The 14,202-nt window shown below is 70.3% G+C and carries 13 protein-coding genes and 3 pseudogenes; 7 read left to right on the top strand and 9 right to left on the bottom strand.

Features of this window, described 5'->3' with window-relative positions:
- Nucleotides 1–19 precede the first annotated feature (19 nt).
- On the bottom strand, nucleotides 20–919 hold the full coding sequence (locus ACGFY9_RS40410; RefSeq protein WP_393762805.1) for an NAD-dependent protein deacetylase: 900 nt from the start codon (nucleotides 917–919) through the stop codon (nucleotides 20–22).
- A 210-nt stretch (nucleotides 920–1,129) separates the two neighbouring features.
- On the opposite strand from ACGFY9_RS40410, the gene ACGFY9_RS40405 reads away from it, so the two are divergent.
- Nucleotides 1,130–1,672: an EF-hand domain-containing protein gene (locus tag ACGFY9_RS40405; RefSeq protein WP_393762803.1), complete on the top strand. Its 543-nt coding sequence runs from the start codon at nucleotides 1,130–1,132 to the stop codon at nucleotides 1,670–1,672.
- Nucleotides 1,673–2,461: 789 nt separating this feature from the next.
- Here ACGFY9_RS40405 and ACGFY9_RS40400 read toward each other — a convergent pair.
- Nucleotides 2,462–2,716 (bottom strand): hypothetical protein, encoded by a 255-nt coding sequence (locus ACGFY9_RS40400; RefSeq protein ID WP_393762801.1) that lies wholly within the window; start codon nucleotides 2,714–2,716, stop codon nucleotides 2,462–2,464.
- A gap of 535 nt (nucleotides 2,717–3,251) precedes the next feature.
- Here ACGFY9_RS40400 and ACGFY9_RS40395 point away from each other — a divergent pair.
- The 3 genes from ACGFY9_RS40395 (at nucleotide 3,252) to ACGFY9_RS40385 (ending at nucleotide 6,631) form a co-directional block, all read left to right on the top strand.
- Nucleotides 3,252–4,844 (top strand): peptidoglycan-binding protein, encoded by a 1,593-nt coding sequence (locus ACGFY9_RS40395; protein ID WP_393762799.1) that lies wholly within the window; start codon nucleotides 3,252–3,254, stop codon nucleotides 4,842–4,844.
- 357 nt (nucleotides 4,845–5,201) lie between these two features.
- Nucleotides 5,202–5,717, top strand: a complete 516-nt coding sequence (locus ACGFY9_RS40390; protein WP_393762797.1) for a DUF2231 domain-containing protein — start codon at nucleotides 5,202–5,204, stop codon at nucleotides 5,715–5,717.
- A 530-nt stretch (nucleotides 5,718–6,247) separates the two neighbouring features.
- Complete coding sequence (locus ACGFY9_RS40385) at nucleotides 6,248–6,631, top strand: VOC family protein (protein ID WP_393762795.1); 384 nt, start codon at nucleotides 6,248–6,250, stop codon at nucleotides 6,629–6,631.
- A 30-nt stretch (nucleotides 6,632–6,661) separates the two neighbouring features.
- Here the strand turns inward: ACGFY9_RS40385 and ACGFY9_RS40380 are convergent, their stop codons facing one another.
- From ACGFY9_RS40380 to ACGFY9_RS40355, 6 genes are all read right to left on the bottom strand, one after another.
- Nucleotides 6,662–7,939 (bottom strand): APC family permease, encoded by a 1,278-nt coding sequence (locus ACGFY9_RS40380; protein WP_393762793.1) that lies wholly within the window; start codon nucleotides 7,937–7,939, stop codon nucleotides 6,662–6,664.
- Between the two features lie 3 nt (nucleotides 7,940–7,942).
- Complete coding sequence (locus ACGFY9_RS40375) at nucleotides 7,943–8,488, bottom strand: hypothetical protein (RefSeq protein WP_393762791.1); 546 nt, start codon at nucleotides 8,486–8,488, stop codon at nucleotides 7,943–7,945.
- A 223-nt stretch (nucleotides 8,489–8,711) separates the two neighbouring features.
- Nucleotides 8,712–8,900 (bottom strand): hypothetical protein, encoded by a 189-nt coding sequence (locus tag ACGFY9_RS40370; RefSeq protein WP_393762789.1) that lies wholly within the window; start codon nucleotides 8,898–8,900, stop codon nucleotides 8,712–8,714.
- Between the two features lie 186 nt (nucleotides 8,901–9,086).
- Nucleotides 9,087–9,824, bottom strand: a complete 738-nt coding sequence (locus tag ACGFY9_RS40365) for a DUF4142 domain-containing protein (RefSeq protein WP_393762787.1) — start codon at nucleotides 9,822–9,824, stop codon at nucleotides 9,087–9,089.
- A 178-nt stretch (nucleotides 9,825–10,002) separates the two neighbouring features.
- Nucleotides 10,003–10,362 carry a helix-turn-helix transcriptional regulator gene (locus ACGFY9_RS40360; protein ID WP_262064139.1) on the bottom strand — a complete coding sequence of 120 codons (360 nt, stop codon included), beginning with the start codon at nucleotides 10,360–10,362 and terminating at the stop codon, nucleotides 10,003–10,005.
- Nucleotides 10,363–10,569: 207 nt separating this feature from the next.
- Entirely contained in the window at nucleotides 10,570–10,944 is a 375-nt protein-coding gene (locus ACGFY9_RS40355) for a hypothetical protein (protein WP_393762785.1), read from the bottom strand.
- Between the two features lie 658 nt (nucleotides 10,945–11,602).
- Here ACGFY9_RS40355 and ACGFY9_RS40350 point away from each other — a divergent pair.
- Nucleotides 11,603–11,779 (top strand): annotated as a pseudogene (locus ACGFY9_RS40350) (amino acid permease); the annotation flags it as partial.
- A 118-nt stretch (nucleotides 11,780–11,897) separates the two neighbouring features.
- A pseudogene (locus tag ACGFY9_RS40345) lies at nucleotides 11,898–12,319 on the top strand (pyruvate formate-lyase 1-activating enzyme); the annotation flags it as partial.
- A gap of 49 nt (nucleotides 12,320–12,368) precedes the next feature.
- Here ACGFY9_RS40345 and ACGFY9_RS40340 read toward each other — a convergent pair.
- Nucleotides 12,369–13,004 (bottom strand): annotated as a pseudogene (locus tag ACGFY9_RS40340) (carbohydrate binding domain-containing protein); the annotation flags it as partial.
- 778 nt (nucleotides 13,005–13,782) lie between these two features.
- On the opposite strand from ACGFY9_RS40340, the gene ACGFY9_RS40335 reads away from it, so the two are divergent.
- The gene (locus ACGFY9_RS40335; RefSeq protein ID WP_393762783.1) at nucleotides 13,783–14,067 is read left to right on the top strand and encodes an RICIN domain-containing protein; all 285 of its coding nucleotides are present in this window, start codon (nucleotides 13,783–13,785) and stop codon (nucleotides 14,065–14,067) included.
- Nucleotides 14,068–14,202 lie beyond the last annotated feature (135 nt).

The following is a 14,202-nucleotide window of genomic DNA, read 5'->3' as shown; positions in this document are numbered from 1 at the left end:
CCTTCGGAAGCGGATGACGTCAGCCCGCCGTCCCGCCGACCGGGATGCCGAGTCGGTCGGCGACGGTCGTCAGGGCCGTTCCCAGCGGCAGCGCGACCCGGGTGCGGGCGTGCGGGTCGCCCCGGGTGGGGTCCCGGTTGACGATCAGCACAGGCTTGCCCTCCTGCGACGCCTGACGGACGAACCGCAGCCCGGACATCACCGTCAGCGACGAGCCGAGGACCAGCAACGCGGTCGACTCGCGGACCAGCTGTCGGCAGTGCTCGACGCGCTGGGGCGGAACCGCCTCGCCGAAGAACACCACGTCCGGTTTGAGGACGCCCCCGCAGCTTGCGCACGGCACGACGCGGAAGTCCCCGACCTGTGCGTCGGTGAGGTCCGCGTCACCGTCCGGGTTGATCCCGGCGGCGACCGGGTCGAAGCCCGGGTTCTCGGCCTCCAGGCGGCGGGCGAGTTCGCGGCGCGGGCTGAGGGCGCGGCAGGAGAGGCACACGACCCGGTCCAGGCTGCCGTGGAGCTCCACGACGCCCTTGCTGCCGGCGGCTTGGTGCAGGCCGTCGACGTTCTGGGTGATCACGCCCGAGACGCGGTCGTCCCGGGCGAAGGCGGCCACCGCCAGGTGTCCCGCGTTGGGGCGGGCCCGCCCGAAGGTGCGCCAGCCGAGGTGGCTGCGAGCCCAGTACCGGCGCCGCGCGTGCGCGCTCGCGGTGAAGTCCTGGTAGGTCATCGGGGTGTGCCGGCTCAGGCTCCCGCCCTCGCCCCGGTAGTCGGGGATGCCCGACTCAGTGGAGATGCCGGCCCCGCTGAGCACGAGCACACCGCCGGCGCTCAGCGCGTCGACGACCGGCTCCAGGTCGGTGGTGCCCGGCAGCAGATCCGCCGCGGCGGGGGTCCAGCTCAGGGTGGGGCGCATGCGCATGCCGCCAGGGTACGGAATCGGCGGCGGCCACCGGCGGGCGTGGACAGTTGCGGGGGGATCGCTGCTCCGTCCGGTGCGGGCAAACCGGCGCTCGGCGCACCGGGCGGGCTCGTGGGCGCCCGCTTACCTGCCGCGGTGAGCGCGAGCGCCGTTGCGGGGCAGCCGGCCGCGGACAGCATGTCCTCAGTACTGCGAGTGAGGAGACACGTGATGTCCAGCGAGTTCCAGCGGACCAAGCTCCAGGCCATGTTTGAGGCGTTCGACGCGGACGGCAACGGCTACCTGGAGGAGGCGGACTTCGTGGCCCTGGCTGACCGCTGGGGCCGGCTGCCGCGCGTGAGAGAGGGGTCGGAACTGGCCGCGCGCGTGGACGGCGTACTGAAGGGCTGGTGGCAGCATCTGTCGGAGACCGTGGACACGGACCGGGACGGCCGGATCGACATGGACGACCTCCTCGCCATGGTGGACCTGCTGCCGACCATCCCCGAGGCCGTCACCGCCACGGCGGACACCATCTTCGACGCGGTCGACGAGAACGCCGACGGGCGCATCTCGCGCGGCGAGCACCAGCGTCTCGTCGACACCTGGCACGGGCGGCCCGTGGCGACCGGCGGTGCCTTCGACCGGCTCGACCAGGACGCTGACGGCTACCTCAGCCGCCCTGAGTTCGCCGCGCTGTGGACCCAGTTCTGGACCAGCGACGACCCCGCCGAACCCGGCAACCTGATGTGCGGCCCGATCGGCGCCGGGTGAGGCACCAGCGGCGGCCGTCCAGATCCGGCCGCGGCGGGCCGTCTGCCAGGTGAGCTGCATACGGGGCGCGGCCCCGGCGAGGGTCGTCATCCGCTGGATGTGGCGCAGGACGCCGTTCTTCGCCCAGCGGACGAAGCAGCCGAGCGTAGGGCGTGAGGGGATGCCGAAGTTGGCGGGCAGTGCCCGCCATGTCGCGCCCTTGGCGGTGATGTGGCGGATGGCGTCGGCGGGTCCATTTCTCCGGGCCTCGCCCTTGGAGGTCTGGTAGGCGGAGACGGGCAGGGGCCGTTCCAGGAGGAGCCGTTCGAGGTCACTGGTGTCGGAGGGGTGGCGGGGCAGGGCCAGGGTCGTGACGGGATGGCGGGACAGGGACAGGTTCGTGATGGGGCGGCGGGTCGCGACCTGGCGGAGAGCCAACTGCGGGGCGGTCGCGGCCCGTTGCTTTCCTCGGGTGGGTCGCTCCAGGCAGGCGAGGAGGCGCGGGGCGGACTCGACCGCACCCATTGGTGCCATGACCGTGCGGCTGCAGGGGCGTCGCGTGTCTTCTTCCGGTGCGCCAGCCGGATCCCGGCGATGAAGCGAGCGACCCGGTGGTGCACCGATTCGACGAGCGCCCTCTCGTAACCGGTCTGGGCCTCCCGCGCGCCGTCCTGCATCCGTTAGCCCCATGTCCTGCCCCAGATGATCGGCGGCAGGGCCCCTTCGCGGTGATGTTCTGGCGCAACTGCGCGAGGCCGGTGTGGACCTGGGTGCGGGCGCGTTCGGTGGCTGTAATGAGCTGGACGACGGTCAGCAGGACCTGCGCGGGCGGCCGGGCTCCCGGCGCCACCAGTGGTGCGTGTGCCGGCGCGACTCCAACCCGCCCTCGCCGTACGGCAGTTCGCGGGGCCGGGCCACCGCCGAGCCCTTCACTCCGATGACGAACACCCCGCGGACGGGGAACACCCGGGCCCTCTCGTCGGCCGTGGCCAGGTGGACCCGGTGCGTCCCGTCCGCCAGCCGCTCGACCTGGTCGATGGACGCCCCGTCGAGGCCGAGCGGCACCGTCGTATCGTTGAGCAGGCCCGTGGCTCCCGCATGATCGTTCTGCGCGGAGAACAGAAATGATCACGCAGGTGGACGGGCACCTTGCGTCAAGGGCCGAGCCGCTGGAACCGGCACCGAGCGTGACGTCGCGTCAGCAAGCCGAACCAGCACACCACTCACCTGTGAAGACCCCGGAAAACTCTGGGCGGCTTCGCGCTGCTTCCACAGCACCAGCGCTCACCGCGACCGAGACCTGGGCCGGCACACACGCAGCCGCCCTGTTCGGCGGCGGCGCCGAAGCTGTCCCGCTCGATCGTCACGCTGCTGCGGATCCCGGCAGGTCAGCGCCGGTGATGTCCCGCAATCCCGCCAGATCCCGACTCGCCGTGGACACGGGCCGGACCGGGACCGAAAGATCACCTGCAGCGCTGCTTCCGACTGGTACCGCCCAAGCGCCGGACAGCTGGCTCCGGCAGCAGGACTCGCATGCCGTATCGCCCAGCGGATCCCGCGTTGTTCACCAGCAACCAGACGTCAAGGATTGGAACATGTCATGAGCCTGTTCGGCCACAGCCGTCAATTGTCTCGACGCAGGTTGCTGACCCTCGCCGGCGGCGCCGCGGTGGCCACCGCGGCTGGCATCGGATTCGCCCCGTCGTCTTCCGCGGCTTCCGAGGCGGCCTCGGCGACCGGCTACGGGATCGACTACTCCGACGCGTCGCTCACCGCCGGTTCGGTGGCCGCGGCGGGCTACGGCTTCGTGTGCCGTTACCTCAGCTGGCTGCCGAACCCGAAGGTCCTCACCCAGTCCGAGGCTCAGGCCCTGACCGCCGCGGATCTGGGCATCGTCTCCAACTGGGAGTCCGACGGGCTGCAGGACTGGCAGAGCGGCGTCCCCTCCGACCCCTACGCCCAGGGAGCCGGGCATGCCACCGAGGCGCAGCGGCAAGCGCTGGCCAACGGGATGCCGTCGTCGCGGCCGATCTACTTCAGCGTCGACTTCGACCTTCAGCCCTCGATGTACTCCGCGCTCAACTCCTACTTCGACGGCATCGCCTCGGTGATGGGCCGGTCCCGGACCGGTGCGTACGGCGGCTACCACGTGATCCAGGAGCTCTTCGACAACGGGAAGATAGCCTGGGGCTGGCAGACGTACGCGTGGTCCGGCGGGAACTGGGACAGCCGCGCGCAGTTGAGACAGGTCCAGAACGGCATCGCCGTCGCCGGGCACGACGCGGACCTCGACCAGGCGATGGCCGCCGACTTCGGCCAGTGGGGCGGCACGGGCGGCGGCGGTACCGGTGTCATCCTGCCGTCCTGGCCGAACATCACCGACGGCATGACGGGGCCCAGCGTGCAGGCGGCACAGTACCTGCTGCGCTACCACGGTGCCTCGATCACCGCCGACGGCGAGTTCGGGTCGGCCACTCTCGCCGCGGCCAAGAGCTTCCAGTCCGCGCACGGTCTCGGCGTGGACGGCCAGATCGGCCCGCAGACGTGGTCGGCGCTGATCGTCCAGGTCCAGTCGGGCTCCAGTGGTGACGCTGTCCGGGCCGCCCAGGTGGAGCTGAACCGGTTCGGCTACGGCCTCACCGTCGACGGTAGCTTCGGCTCCGGCACCAACAGCGCCGCCCGGGCTTTCCAGTCCGCGCACGGCCTGGGTGTGGACGGCCAGGTCGGACCGCAGACCTGGCAGATGCTCGTGGGCACCGGGAACGGCGCCACGGGCGGCGGCACCGTCGCGCCGCCCTGGCCGAACGTCATCGACGGCGACACCGGGAACAATGTGCTGGCCGCGCAGTACCTGCTCCGCTACCACGGTGCCTCGATCACCGCTGATGGCCAGTTCGGGTCGGCCACTCTCGCCGCGGCCAAGAGCTTCCAGTCCGCGCACGGTCTCGGCGTCGACGGCGAGATCGGCCCGCAGACCTGGTCGGCGCTGATCGTCCAGGTCCAGTCGGGCTCCAGTGGCGACGCCGTCCGGGCCGCCCAGGTGGAGCTGAACAAGTTCGGCTACGGCCTTGCTGTCGACGGCAGTTTCGGCTCCGGCACCAACAGCGCCGCCCGGGCTTTCCAGTCCGCGCACGGCCTGGGTGTGGACGGCCAGGTCGGACCGCAGACCTGGCAGATGCTCGTCGGCAGCTGACCGCCCAGCCCCTCCGGCGGCGAGTGTGCGGGGCGGGTGACCGCGTAGGTCGTTCGTCCCGCACTCGCTCGCCGCGGCGGAGACAGGCCCGCTTTCCGAGGTCTTCGAAGGTGAGCGGTGCACTGATTCGGCGTGCTGACGCGACGACACGCCCGGTGTGGCTCCATGCCGTTCTCCGCCCGCACTTCAGCGAGGAGGAGAGCTGCTTCTCACTCGCTTCGTGAAGCGGCTCCCCGTGGGGGGCACGGGGAGCGTGATTCGGATGAGGCTCAGAGGTAACTGAGAAGTCTCTGTGAAAAGGTGCCGAGGCTTCCGCAGCGTCCGCCGTCCGGCCAACCACCCGTGGAGAAAGCCCTCATGAGCCTCACTGTCGTCAACGGACTGCCCGCGCACGTCCTGTTCGTGCACTTCGTCATCGTGCTCGTACCCCTGAGCGCCCTGGCACTCGTGGTGTGCGCGGCCTGGCCGGCAGGTGCCCGGCGGCTCGGACTGCTGCTCCCGATACTCGCGCTCGTGACGTTGGCCAGCGTGCCGGTGGCCACCCACGCGGGGGAGTGGCTGGAACAGCACGTCGGCAGCGACCCGTTGGTGCGCAAGCATGCCGAACTCGGCGACGGCCTGCTGCCGTGGGCTCTCGGCCTCTTCGTGATCTCGGCCGTCGTCTGGTGGACGGCCCGCCGCTCGGCACCCGCCGAGGAAGGCATGGCGAGTGCTTCGTGGTCGCCCTCGGTACTGGTTCGGGGCGTGGTCGTGGTTCTTTCCCTCGCTGTCGCGGTCGGCGCCGTGGTGGACGTCTACCGGATCGGTGACTCGGGCGCCAAGGCCGCCTGGCAGGACAACTACTCCAAGACGGCCACGCAGAACGGCGGCTGACAGGACGAGGGCCGCCGTGCGGGCCGGGCGCTTCCGGACCGGCACCCGGCGTGATGCCCCCAAAGCGATGACAGGGGCGGCGGTGCCGTCGGCGGGCAAGGTGTCCAGTCCCGGCGCCGTCGTCAAGCGCCTCAGCGCCGTGGAGACGCTCGGCTCGACGACGGTGATCTGTACCGACAGGACCGGCATCCTGACTGAGAACCACATGCGCGTCACCTCCCGGTGGACGTCCGCAGGGTCCGCGGACCCGCGGGTGCCGACGCCGCAGATCGACCTCGGGGGGGCTCCGCCGCGTCGTGCACCAACGCCGAACTGCCCGGGAGCGCTACGGCCGAGGCCAAGGTGGCCCCCGCGGAACTCGCCCTGCTGGAGCCGGCCGCCGTCCTATGCCGTCCGGTCACCCCCGGCCAACGCGCCCTGGGGGTCGTCAGTTCACAAGCAGCGGCACTCTGGCCGAGCGCCATGAAACCACCGCTGTCGGCTCACGCCTCACGCGCGACAAACAGGGGGGCGTACGGCAGGCTGCGGGAATGGAATCTCGAACTGACGGCATGTGGTGGGGAACAGCGATCGAGGCGCCGGACCCCAGCCGCCTGGCGAGGTTCTACGCCGAACTGCTTGGCTGGCACATCGGACACGAGGAGCCGGGAACGGCCATTGTCGCCGCCTCACCGCAAGGGCCCTTCTTCGCATTTCAGCACGCGGACGACTATCGGGCCCCGGTCTGGCCTCCGGCCGACGGGGAGCAGCGCCCGATGATGCACTTCGACTTCCAGGTGGGCGACCTGGACTCGGCGGTCGCCGAGGCGGTGGCCCTGGGCGCCACGCTCGCGGAGTCCCAGCCGCAGGCGAACGTCCGAGTGCTCTTCGACCCCGCCGGCCACCCCTTCTGCCTCTGCTACGACGAAGGATGAACGCCTGAATCGCACGTCACGGGACCACGCCTATTGGCCACCGCTCGTTGCTGTCGTGACCTTTCGTAGGCCGTACAGGGCGGCCCCGAGGGCGAGAACCGCGGCGCCGGAGATGACGGTGCTCGTGGGCAGGGCGAAGGCGAGGGTCGCGCAGCCGGCCAGGCCGGTGACGGGGACGAGGCGGCTCGGTCGGCCTTCTTCCACCGTGAGGGTCCAGGCGGAGGCATTGGCGATGGCGTAGTAGGCCAGGACGCCGAAGGAGGAGAAGCCGATGGTGCCGCGCACGTCCGTGGTCGCGGCGAGGACGGTGACCACCGTGCCGACCGCGAGTTCGGCGCGGTGGGGAACACCGAAACGGGGGTGGACGGCGGCCAGGGCGTGCGGCAGGTGCCGGTCCCGGGCCATCGCGAGGGTGGTGCGGGAGACCCCGAGGATCAGCGCGAGCAGTGAGCCGAGCGCGGCGACGGCGCCGCCGACACGGACGACCGGCACCAGCCAGTCGGCGCCCGCGGCGCGCACCGCCTCCGACAGCGGGGCGGTGGCGTCCGCCAGCCCGCGCGGGCCCAGCAGCGCCAGGGCGGCGACGGCGACGAGGGCGTAGACGGCGAGGGTGATCCCGAGCGCGATCGGGATGGCGCGCGGGATCGTACGGGCGGGGTCGCGGACCTCCTCGCCGAGGGTCGCGATACGGGCGTAGCCGGCGAAGGCGAAGAAGAGCAGGCCCGCGGCCTGGAGCAGCCCGGCGACGCTGGTGTCCGGGCCGATGTCCAGCCGTGCGGTGTCCGCGTGGGCGGAGGCCAGCGACGTGACGATGACGGCGGCGAGCACGGCCAGGACGACCGCGACGATGACGCGGGTGAGCAGGACGGACTTCTGTACCCCGGTGTAGTTCACCGCGGTCAGCGCCACTACGGCGGCCACGGCCACCACGTGGATCTGGCCGGGCCAGAGATAGGCGCCGACGGTGAGGGCCATGGCCGCGCAGGAGGCCGTCTTGCCGACGACGAACGCCCAGCCGGCCAGGTAGCCCCAGAAGTCGCCCAGGCGTTCGCGGCCGTAGACGTAGGTGCCGCCGGACCGGGGATAGAGGGCGGCCAGCCGCGCCGAGGACGTCGCGTTGCAGTAGGCCACGACGGCGGCCAGGGCCAGAGCGAGCAGCAGCCCCGAACCGGCGGCGTCGGCCGCCGGGCCGAGGGCCGCGAAGATCCCGGCTCCGATCATCGACCCCAGACCGATCACCACGGCGTCGGACAGGCCCAGACGCCGCTTCATCCCGCCCGTGCCCGCCGGGTCTCTGTCCGTGCTCATCGCTCACTCCTCCTTGTACCCGGCGCACGGTAGCCGAGGAGGAGAGGGTCGCTGCCGGAGAGGCATGGTTCTACTGTGCCGCGTGCCGGGCGTCAGCTGATCTTGCGGACCCAACTCGGCCCCACCAGGTCCCACTCCGTGCCCCAGGAGTACCGTGCGACTGCTCCGGTGCCGAATGCCAGTCCGGCGAAGGGCGTGCGCGGCGGTGAGGCCCAGGACGGCGGATGCGGGACCCGCCTCCTTCGAACTCGGCGGTTCGATGGTGGAGTTGCCTGCGGAGTCCAGCCAGACCACGACCTTGGATCCGGCCTTCTGCCCCGTCTCCACCAGCGCGCTGTCCGTACGGCGGGCGCCGTCGGCGGTCGTGCAGCGGACCTTCGCCTCGACCAGGTCGCGGGATCCGACCCCCTTGGCGAGGGACGGGGTGTCCGTGAGGAGTACCGCCTGCACGGAGTGCCGCTCGGTGCGCTGCGCGCTGAACACCTCGTCGGCGGCGGGGAACGTCACCAGGCCGGCGAGTGCGCCGCCCACCGCGATGATCGCCCACACGACCAGGACGATCCAGCCTCGACGATGTCGTCGGGCCGGCGCAACGGGTTGCTCCGCAATTGCCGCAGCCGCTTCTTCATAGGCCTGATCCTGCCCATGGTTCCGCACCTCCTCGTCGTGGTTGCCATGCCGAAGGTGTCAGTCGGGAACATGACGTCGCTTGGGCCGAACAGGGGCTGTCAGGTGCCCCATCGGCACCGCGTCCCGGACCCGGACGGCCCGTTCAGCCCGCTGTGGCGGAGGCGGCGCCGGACTCCGGCCAGGCGGCCAGGGCGTTCGACTGCCGTGCGTGGATCTCGCAGACGCCGCCGAGCTGGGCGTGGCGCAGGATCCGCAGGAAGCCCGTCTTGCCGGTGACGATTCGGAGCCGTCCGCCCCGGGCGGCCGTCCGGTTCCGTGCCCTGCACGGCACACCCAGTCCGGCACAGTCGATGAACGACAGGGCGCGCAGGTCCAGTACGAGATCGGGGCAGGGGCCGGAGGTCCCTGCCCACCGGCCGATGGCCCAAGGTCTGTACGGGGAGGTTCGTCGTCCATCGTCGGCCGTCCGTGATCCGGCGCCGTGAGGCGATGGAGCCGCCGCCCGGAGAGATCCGGTTCAGCGGCGCTCCGCTGCCGACGGACTCGGCGAGAGCGTGCTGTTCGCCGGCGGAGTGAGAACGACGTGCGGCTGGGTCGCGACCGGGGGCGGCGGGGTGATGTCCTGGGCCGGGAGCGTGGGCGCGGTGGTCTCCTGGACGAGAACCTGGGCGAAGTCGACCAGGCCGGTCTTCTCGACGACCGTGAGGTCGTCCAGGTCCGTGTCGTTGGCCTGGTCGGCCAGAGCGCGGACCAGTGAATTCCTTGTGGTGGTGCGGACGCTCGCGATCGTGGGGAGGACCTGGCCGTCCGCCGCACGCACGAGGGTGGCCATGTCGGCGTCGAATCGCTTGCCGCTGTCCGCGTTCAACGTGGCCACGAAGCCCTGCTGTTGAGGCGACGGCCGATTGGGCAGGGTGATGACCAGCCGGCCGGCAACTCTGCGACAGGAGGCGTCCAACGAGGCACGCCCGTCGATCAGGTGCTCCCCTGCGATCCTGACGGCTTTCGTCGTGCCCTTCCGCAATGCCATCTGACCGACGGAGTACTCCCACAGCCCGGCGGAGCGCACCTCGACCACGAAATCCCGGTCGGCTTCCGTCAGCGGTCCGGTCGCCGGGGTGGCGATGACCCGCTCGGGCGCGCCGCTGACCTTCTGGACTCCGAGCATGGCGGGGTAGAGAAGCGACCCGAGGGTGAGGCTGAGCGCACCACCCACGAAGAGCGTTCCCGCCGCCTTGCGTGAAACGAGCACCATGTCTCCTGTCCGGTTCGGAAACCGCACGTACAGGAGTACGGATGCGGGGTCCCGTGGAACCTTTCGGGTTCGCAACGGGTTCGTAAAGCCGATCGGCGTTCGGCATCCCGGCTGAGGGCCTCGCGGAACCTCTTCCGTGGCCTTGCGCGCGCTGACGTCGCGAACGGCGTCGCGGACGTCACCGAGATGTGGGCAGCGGCTGCTCCGGGGTGTCCGCCTGCTGGAGTTCGGCGAGGATCTGGTTCTGGCCGGTGAGGAGTTCGGTGAGGATACGGCGCGCGGCGCGCAGGAGTTCGGCGACGTCTCCGCCGGCGAGCGCGTAGCGGACCGTGGAACCCTCCCGCATGGACACGACGATGCCGGAGCGGCGCAGGACGGCCAGCTGCTGCGACAGGCTGGACGGCTCGATCTCGATGTCGGCGAGCAGGTCCCGTACGGACACCGGCCCGTGCTGGAGGAGTTCCAGCACCCTGATGCGTACGGGGTGCCCGAGCATGCGGAAGAAGTCCGCCTTGACCTGGTAGAGGGGGACCTGCATGGATGCTCGCTCCTTGCCGGGTGGGTGGGAATGCGGCTCGCGGGACGTGGCGGCTTCCGAGGGCGGCGTCACACCACAGGCCGCCCTCGGAAGCCGATCCTTCACGCCCCTGGCCCTGCGCGAGCGCACCTTGTGACCATGCTGATGTGATGAGTTGAAGAAGTCTTCACATCAAGGGCAGGCGTGGTCCCTGCACGTCAGGCCGGGCTAGATCTCGATCGCCTCCTCCACGCGCTTGAGCTGGTGGCGGGCCATGGCCAGGTTCGAGCGGCCCTTGTCGAGCACGAGGTACAGGAACAGGCCGTTGCCGTTGCGGCCGGTGATCAGGCGGATCAGGTGGTACTGGCTGTCCAGCGTGATCAGGATGTCCTCGATCTGGCCCTTGAGGCCCAGCTGCTCCATGGTGCGCACCTTGGACCGGATCACATCGGTGTTCCCGGCGGCGGCGACCGTCAGGTCCAGGGTCTTGCTGCCGCCCAGCGTGCCCAGTGCCATCCCGCTGGTGTAGTCGACGACCGCGGCCCCCAACGCCCCCTCGATCCCGGCCGTCATTTCCTTCAGCGACACTTCCACATTCGCCATTGCGCCTCCCCTTGTGTTCCGTCGGCTACGGCGGACCGGTGCCGATCCGCCCCGGTGCCGGGACCGTACGCAGGTGGTTCCGGCTTCCGGGGAGTCTCTTCGGGACTGACTCGTGACGACCGAACAACGCCACGACGGGACCTGTTGATGGCCCACAACTGGCCCGACCGGTACGGAAGTTGACGCCTGGCCCAGCGTGAGCGGCACACCGGTCCTGCATTCCGGGGCCCCTCCACGCGTCACGTCGGAGGGCCGTTCGGGACCTGACGGCCGGGACCAATGGCCCCGGGTGGGGATGGTCGGCCACTGACCACGGTCACCGCCGCCGAGAAGGATCAGGCACAGATCGATTGCCCGTAGCCACGCGCACAAGGAGCACCATCATGCCCAGGACCCCGAGTAGCAGTGAAGGGGCGGTTCCCAGGGCAGCACTCGGCCCTCGCGCTGTACGGGCCAGGCCTTTGGTGAGTTCGCCGGATTCCTCAACGCCTGGTTGTAGTGGATCACCGCCTGGGCGGGGAACGCCGCGATCGTGGTCGCCTGGGTCGGCTATGTCGAGGTGTTCGTCAACACCGGCCACAAGACGGCGATTTCGATCGGCATCGCGCTGATCGGGCTCTGAATACCTGCGGCGATCAACCTCACCTGCGTGCGGAACATGGGCGCCTTCCAGGTGTTCACCACCGTACTGAAGTTCATCCCGCTGCTCTTCATGGCCACCATCGGCCTGCTGTTCATCGACCCGCACAACTTCGGTCCGTTCACCGCCAGCGGCCAGTCGGCGATGGGCGCGATCCCGGCCGCCGCGCCGATCGCGCTGTTCAGCTGCATCGGCCTGGAGGCAGCCTCGGTGGTCGCCGGACGAGTCCGCGGGCCGGGCCGCAACGTCCCGCGCCACCGTCGACAGCACCCTCGCCTGCGCCGTCATCTACATCCTGGGCACCCTCGCGGGCTTCGACACCTCAGGTTTCCTCGGCGCCCGCGCCACCGACGAACCCCTCGCCGACACCGACCTGGTGCTCCTGGACATCAAGTCCTTCGACGCCAACACCTACCGGAAACTCACCGGCGGCGAACTCGCCCCCACCCTCAACTTCGCCACCCGACTCGACCGCCTCGGCATCCCCATGTGGATCCGGTACGTCCTGGTCCCCGGCTGGACCGACGACCTGGAGTCCGTGGACGCCCTGGCCGGGTTCGTGGCGGGACTCGGCGCGGTCGAGCGGGTCGACGTGCTGCCCCCTTCCACAAACTCGGCGCCGCGAAATACGAAGCCCTCGGCATCCCCTTCCCGCTGTGCGACAACCCGGTGCCCGACCTGGCCTTGATCGAGAACGTTCGCGAACGCTTCACGAGACACGGAGTCCAGGCGTACCGAACTCCGGGCCGTCGCCTGGCCTTGTGCAACACCTTTAGGTATGACTGCCGCCACCGGGCCCCTTCAGGGTGATGTCGTCGGCGTAGTACGTGCCCTGTGCGTACCAGCCGTGCACATAGATGGTCGCGCTGGTCTGGGACGCGCCTGTGGTGAACGAGACGGTCAGCGGGCGGTAGGCGGAGGGGGAATTGGTCCAGGTGGAGGTGCCGCCGTTCACGCCCAGGTAGACGTAGGAGCCGCGGACCCAGCCGCTGAGTGAGTAGGTGGTGTTCGGCCGAACCGCGACGGTCTGGTCGCACTGCGCGGTGTCGCTCGAACTCACCCTCCCCTGAAGGGCTTTGGAGCCCGTGTGGACAGGCGAGGCGACGATTGAACCCGGGTTGCCTGCGCAGTTCCACGGCGAGACGTTGCCCGACTCGAAGCCGGGGTTGGTCAGGACATCGGATGCCCCGGCGGCGCTCGGGGCGGCCGACGTCGGGGCATCCGAGGCGCTTGCCGGGGGTTCGGCCGGGGTGGCCTCGGTAGGGCTGGGGATCAGGAGGGAGCAGCCGAAGCCGGCGACGGCCGCGGCGGCGACCGCGATCACCACGGCCGCCCGGCGCCGTCCGGGCCCCAGGCGCGGGCGTTCTGCGGAGCGCGGCGCCCGGACGCCGTCGTCGGGTACGAGGACATCCACCGTCATGCCGCCGGGGACGGGCGGGAGTTCCTCTGTATCGCCGCCGGTCGGGGTGTGCGGGACGGGTACGGCCTCGGTTGCGTGGGTGCGGTAGTCCTTGTCCTGGCGTATCTCGTCGAGGAGTTGGGCCAGCGCGTCGGTGCTGCGCGGGCGCACCACTAGGATGGGCTCCAGCGCGGTGCGGTCGTCCGGTGAGTCGGAGGCGGGCGGTGTGGGCACGGTGCTTTCCTTCCGTCCCGTGGCGGGAACCGGGGCTGTCCCTCGCGGAATGGATACGCAACGCCCGTGCCGGAGGTTCAGCCGGTGCACCGCAAACGCCTGGGCCCGTCGGTCTGGCAGCACGGCACAGCTCGTACGTGGCGAATCAGCCCGCTTGAGCAGTGGCCGGTCCGCCGAGCGGAAAACTGGGCGACGCCGTGCTTTCGGCGGAACACGCTGTCCACGAACAAGGCGATATCGGATTTCCGGTCGACAAGTCAGAGGAGTCACGACGATGAGGATCCGAAACAGGATCACGGTCCTGGCAGCGACGTTCGTGAGTTGCGCGGGCATGGTCACGTTGGCGACGGGGGCAAGCGCCGCCACGCCGACCACGGACTCTACGGCGGGCATACCGCCCGCATTACGGCCGCAGCGGCTGCGAGCAGCTATCACACGATCAAAGAACATGGCCTACGCCCAATGTGCGGACGCGCCCGGCGGGGTACTCAACGTCAGACTCCAGCTGGCGGCCAACTGCAACGGTTCCAGCACCCAGAACTGGGCGTAGGTGTCGACCGGTGCGGTGGACACCTACTACCTGGTGAATCAGGCGAGTGGGTACTGCGCCGAAGCCGACAACGGCACCAGCGTTCCAGGAGAGGCAGCCGACGAATACTGCGGCGACGGACTGGCGTCGGAACAGTGGGTCGAAACCGCCGCGATCGTCGACCAGAGGGTCGGCGCGAAATTCAGGCACGTGGGCACCAATCTGGGCCTCGACACGGTCAGCAGTACCGGCAGCCAGCTCATGCAATGGAGTTGCGACGACGCACACCCGGCAGCGGCCCAGGTGTGGACCGTGAGTTAGGCCGTTGCTGAAGAGCCTGTCGGCACCGCGGCACAACGGCAGACACCTCACGATGCCAACGCGTCAAGCTGCGGCAGCAAGCTCGGTGGGGAAGGCGGTCTGTTCGTCGAACAGCTTGCGGTGCTGGAGACAGTG

It is taken from the genome of Streptomyces sp. NPDC048504, assembly GCF_043200035.1.
GTDB lineage: Bacteria > Actinomycetota > Actinomycetes > Streptomycetales > Streptomycetaceae > Streptomyces.
The sequence above is the reverse complement of the archived record's forward strand: the minus strand, read 5'-3'. Positions and strand labels throughout refer to the sequence as shown.

Excerpts from the sequence above, each read along its gene's own strand:
- ACGFY9_RS40405 (WP_393762803.1), top strand. The coding sequence starts at position 1,130 with ATGTCCAGCGAGTTCCAGCGGACCAAGCTCCAGGCCATGTTTGAGGCG.
- ACGFY9_RS40390 (WP_393762797.1), top strand. The coding sequence starts at position 5,202 with ATGAGCCTCACTGTCGTCAACGGACTGCCCGCGCACGTCCTGTTCGTG.
- ACGFY9_RS40385 (WP_393762795.1), top strand. The coding sequence starts at position 6,248 with ATGGAATCTCGAACTGACGGCATGTGGTGGGGAACAGCGATCGAGGCG.
- ACGFY9_RS40355 (WP_393762785.1), bottom strand. The coding sequence starts at position 10,944 with ATGGCGAATGTGGAAGTGTCGCTGAAGGAAATGACGGCCGGGATCGAG.
- ACGFY9_RS40365 (WP_393762787.1), bottom strand. The coding sequence starts at position 9,824 with ATGGTGCTCGTTTCACGCAAGGCGGCGGGAACGCTCTTCGTGGGTGGT.
- ACGFY9_RS40360 (WP_262064139.1), bottom strand. The coding sequence starts at position 10,362 with ATGCAGGTCCCCCTCTACCAGGTCAAGGCGGACTTCTTCCGCATGCTC.
- ACGFY9_RS40380 (WP_393762793.1), bottom strand. The coding sequence starts at position 7,939 with ATGAGCACGGACAGAGACCCGGCGGGCACGGGCGGGATGAAGCGGCGT.
- ACGFY9_RS40410 (WP_393762805.1), bottom strand. The coding sequence starts at position 919 with ATGCGCATGCGCCCCACCCTGAGCTGGACCCCCGCCGCGGCGGATCTG.
- ACGFY9_RS40395 (WP_393762799.1), top strand. The coding sequence starts at position 3,252 with ATGAGCCTGTTCGGCCACAGCCGTCAATTGTCTCGACGCAGGTTGCTG.